Here is a 3,996-nt window from a genome sequence, read left to right as displayed (position 1 = left end):
ATCGCCAAGCTGGGCGCGCAGTACGAGGGCTTGCTCCGCAAGCACCGCCAGCGAACGGATGGCAGTTGGCGCACCACCGCCCTCTTTTCCATGACGGACGAGGATTGGCCGACGATCGCACCGCAGTTGGAGCGACGCGTCGGCGCGACGGTCTTGTAGCCGCCAACACCGAACTTTGAACGCCCATCGCCGTCACATTCCAGCTCAGCTGAATGCGGGCCCGAATCCGGCGCTCTACGCGCTCGTCTCGGTCCAGTGGGCCACCGAAGTCGCCACAGTCGACACCGACACCGACGCCGCGACCGCTGCCGACACCACCGAGCTCGCCTCGGGCCTGTTCGGCACCGCGCGGGGTCAGCCGGTACTTGACCCCCGCGGTGTGTGACCAGGTCACCGGGGCCTATGCCCTTGCCTCGCCGGCGTATGTGGTCGGCCGCCATCGGCGCCCTGCACGAGGACGTCCTCCACGTTGTCCGAGGTGCTGGGTACGCCGCCCTACGGCAGTGCGGGTGTACGACTTCCCGCTGCACTGAGGGGGCAGTGGCGCACGATGTGCCAGCAACGGGTTACCCGACTCGCGGCACGCGCCCATACTCTTCGCCCACGAATCCCGGTGCTCATCCAGAAGGAGTCACGAGATGATCCCGAACGATCGCAACGTCACGGTCCTCGGCGGCCCGCTTCGCTGGAGGGGCAGCGTGGATCGCGCTGGGACGATCCCGCACGGCTGAAGATGCGCGCGCGCGGCGGTCGAGGAACTCGTGGACGAAGTCTATGTAGCGCGATCGGTGAAGTGCACCTCAGTTGAGGGGCACAGCTCGCGGGGTACGGGGCGCGTGGATAGCCGGCGTTGACCGCGACAATCTCATACACGACACAACCGATGACAGCGATATCCTCAAGAGGACGCCATCGAGAGTGCGTCCACGGTTGAAGCTGCGCTGGTCGTGCCGTCGGGACCAGTGTTCGGGACATGAGCCGACGGAGTGAGTAGACCGTCCGATGGGTGAAGGTGATCCGCTCGACACTCAGCGGTCCCAGCCGTCCCCGGCCGCCGAACTAGGTGGAGCTGGTTTCGTTGACGTTCAGGAGATCGGCCGGGGCGGTTTCGGCGTGGTCTTCCGCTGCACCCAGGCGGACCTGGATCGCACGGTGGCGGTGAAGGTGCTCACCGTCGAACTCGACGAGGAGAACCGGGCGCGGTTCCTCCGGGAGCAGCGGGCGATGGGCCGGCTGACCGGGCACCCGAACATCGTCAACATCCTGCAGGTCGGCGCCACCGACAGCGGCCGTCCCTACATCGTGATGCCGTATCACCCGCAGGATTCCCTCGACGTGCGGATCCGCCGCCACGGTCCGCTGCCGGTGGACCAGGCGTTGCGGCTTGGGGTGAAGATGGCCGGTGCGGTGGAGTCGGCGCACCGGCTCGGCACCCTGCATCGCGACGTCAAACCCGCGAACATCCTGCTCACCGAGTACGGCGAGCCGGAATTGGCCGATTTCGGCATCGCGCACATCGCCGGAGGCTTCGAGACCGCCACCGGTGCCGTCACCGGGTCGCCCGCCTACACCGCGCCGGAGGTCCTGGGCGGTGAACCACCGACACCGGCCGCCGACGTCTACGGTCTCGGTGCCACCCTGTTCAGTGCCCTGACCGGCCACGCCGCGTTCGAACGTCGTAGCGGTGAACAGGTCGTCGCACAGTTCCTGCGAATCACCACGCAAGCGTTGCCCGACCTGCGCGAGCACGGGATCCCCGACGATGTGTCCGCGGTGATCGCCCGGGCGATGTCGCGCGAGCCCGGTCAGCGCCCCTCTATCGCCGCCGACTTCGGGCAGGAACTGCGGCAACTGCAGCGCAACCACGGCCTCCCCGTTGACGAGATGGCCCTCCGCTTTGAACCCGACGCAGAGGCCAGTGACCGGGGAACAGCGTCAAGTGGTCGGCACCAACCGATAGAACCCGCCCCTCGGAGCAGTACCGGGAATCTTCCGCTGGAACTGACCAGTTTCATCGGCCGCCGACACGAACTCACCGAGGCGAAGAACCTGCTCGCCGGGTCGCGGCTGGTGACCTTGACCGGGATCGGCGGTGTCGGCAAAACGCGGCTGGCGATGCGGGTCGCGGCCACTGTGCAACGTAACTACGGCGACGGTGTTCGGCTGGTCGGGTTGGGTGAGCTGCGCGATGGGTCGTTGCTGGTCGACGTGGTGGCCGCCGCGGTGGGGGTGCGGGACCATTCGACGCGGCCGTTGCTGGAGGTTCTCCTCAAGCACCTGGCGGTGCAGGACCTGCTGCTGGTACTCGATAACTGTGAACATCTGGTGGACGCCGTGGCGGAACTGGCCGAGGTCCTGTTGCGGGTGTGCCCTGGGTTGCGGATGCTGGCCACCAGCCGCGAGCCCCTGGGCATCGGTGGGGAGGCGGTGCTGCGGGTCCCCCCGCTGGCCGTCCCGGATCTCGGGTGGCGGACCTCCCTGCGCGGGTTGCCCAAATACGATGCGGTGACCCTGTTCGCCGAACGCGCCGCTGCCGCGGTTCCGGGTTTCGCGCTCACCGACGACAATGCGGCGACGGTGGCGGGAATCTGCCACCGGCTCGACGGGTTGCCGTTGCCGATCGAGTTGGCGGCGGCCCGGTTGCGGGCGATATCGCCCGAGCAGATCCTGGGGCGACTGACCGACCGCTATGCCCTGCTGACTCGCGGCAGCCGGGGTGCGCCGACGCGGCAACAGACGCTGCGGTTGTGTATCGACTGGAGTTTCGAGTTGTGCACCGCCGGTGAACAACTGGTGTGGGGACGGGTGGCGGTGTTCGCGGGAAGCTTCGAACTCGATGCCGCGGAGCAGGTGTGCGGCGAGGGCCTCGACCCGGACGAACTGTTGGACACGCTGACGTCTCTGGTGGAGAAGTCGATCCTGATCCGCGAGGAGCACGGGTCGGTGGTGCGGTTCCGAATTCTCGAAACTCTCCGCGAATACGGCTACGAGAAACTCGAGCAGACCGGTAAGGCATCCGCTTTGCGCCGCCGGCACCGGGACTGGTACGAGGCGTTGACGCTCGCCGCGGAGGCCGAGTGGATCAGCGCGCGCCAACTCGACTGGATCGCCCGCCTGAAACGGGAACAACCGAATCTGCGGGAGGCCCTCGAATTCAGCGTCGCCGACGACCCCGCCGCCGGCCTGCGCACTGCCGCCGCACTGTTCCTGTTCTGGAGCTCCCAGGGCTTCTACAACGAGTGCCGGCGCTGGTTCGGCCAGTTGCTCGCCCGCCAGAGCGGCCCACCCACCCTCGAGTGGGTCAGAGCGCTCTACTGCGCCAGCGTGATGGCGAACGTTCAGGGTGACCTCCGGGCCGGGGCGGCGCTCGTCGACGAGGGGCGCACGCTCACCGCGCAGACCAGCGACCCGATGATGCGCGCTTTCGTTTCCTTCGCCGACGGCATGCTGGGCCTCTACAGTGGTGATCCCGAACGTGCCCGCTCTCACCTCGAAACCGCGCTCGCGGAGTTCAGCGAGCGCGGCGATCGAAGGCTCGAAGTAGCCGCCCTGCATTCGTTGGGGTTGGCTTATGAGTTGTCCGGCTTGATGGACCAGGCGATCGAAAGTCACGAGCGGGTTCTCGCGATCACGGAAAAGCACGGCGAGAAGATGTATCGGTCGTACTCGCTGTGGGCCCTGGGAATTGCCGTGTGGCAGCAGGGTAATGCGGATCGCGCTGTCCGGCTGCTCGAACAATCGCTGGAGCTGTCCCGGCAAGTGCACAGTCCCCGCGTCGCCACCGCCTGCCTCGAGGCGCTGGCCTGGATCGCGTGCGAGCAGCGCGACGCAGCTCGGGCTGCGGTTCTGATGGGGTCTGCAGACGGGCTGGCACATTCGACGGGCAGTACTGCGGTCATCCATCCTGATCTGTCTGTCTTCCATCAGGACTGCGATCAGGCTGCCCGTCGGAAACTCGGGGACAAAGCATTCGGGGCGGCCCGCCGCAAGGGTGAG

General features: G+C 67.2%; 2 protein-coding genes and 1 pseudogene. All 3 read left to right on the top strand.

What is annotated here, in order from left to right; all coding sequences use genetic code 11:
* Window positions 1-159 (top strand): annotated as a pseudogene (locus VIQ49_RS06230) (N-acetyltransferase); the annotation flags it as partial.
* 16 nt (window positions 160-175) lie between these two features.
* A complete protein-coding gene (locus tag VIQ49_RS06225; RefSeq protein ID WP_331882096.1) occupies window positions 176-385 on the top strand; it encodes a hypothetical protein in 210 nt (69 codons plus the stop codon).
* Window positions 386-1,002: 617 nt separating this feature from the next.
* The coding region (locus VIQ49_RS06220; protein ID WP_331882094.1) for a protein kinase domain-containing protein at window positions 1,003-3,996 on the top strand (2,994 nt) is incomplete at its 3' end.

Source organism: Williamsia sp. (assembly GCF_036566845.1).
Classification (GTDB): Bacteria; Actinomycetota; Actinomycetes; order Mycobacteriales; family Mycobacteriaceae; genus Williamsia.
This window is presented reverse-complemented; position numbering and strand designations above follow the sequence as displayed.